Origin of the sequence: Planctomonas deserti (assembly GCF_003067705.1) — a bacterium.
GTDB lineage: Bacteria > Actinomycetota > Actinomycetes > Actinomycetales > Microbacteriaceae > Planctomonas > Planctomonas deserti.
The window spans coordinates 1-634 of the sequence record NZ_QANL01000088.1 but is presented as its reverse complement, the minus strand read 5'-3'; the positions used below and the strand labels follow the sequence as shown (position 1 = coordinate 634).

Annotated in this window: 1 protein-coding gene; it reads left to right on the top strand. The window is 61.0% G+C overall.

The features are described from left to right. Window positions 1-634 (top strand): CorA family divalent cation transporter (locus DAI20_RS19685; protein WP_497802644.1); only part of this gene is annotated, 634 nt, incomplete at both ends.

The window sequence follows — 634 nt, the reverse complement described above, 5'->3', positions numbered from 1 at the left end:
ATCAACTGCGTCCACTACGATGACGAAGGCAAACGCCACGACATCAGCCTGGACGCCATCAGTGATGTCATTGCCAGTGGCAATGGTTTCGTCTGGGTTGGCCTGTACGACCCCAACGACGATGTACTGCTGAAACTGCAGGAGGAATTCTGCCTGCACGACCTGGCCATCGAAGATGCGCGCAACGCGCACCAGCGGCCAAAGGTCGAGACCTACGGCAATTCGATGTTCGTGGTGGTGACCACCGCGCAGATGGTCGACGAGCGCATCCAGTACGGCGAAACCCATGCTTTCCTCGGCCCGCGCTTCCTGGTGACGGTGCGTCATGGCGCCTCGCTGTCCTACGCACCGGTGCGTGCGCGTGTCGAACGAGAGCCGCAGCTGCTGAAGATGGGCCCCTCGTACTGCCTGTACGCAGTGGCCGACTTCGTGGTCGACAACTACCTGCCGATCGTGCACCGCTTCCGCGACACCCTGGACCTGCTGGAAAAGGACATCTTTGCGGACAACTACAAGCGCAGCACCGTGGTGCGGCTGTACGAACTCAAGCGCGAACTGAACAAGATGCGGATGGCGGTGGCGCCACTGCAGGATGTACTGGCGCAGCTGCGCCGCTATCAGGGCGAACTGATCC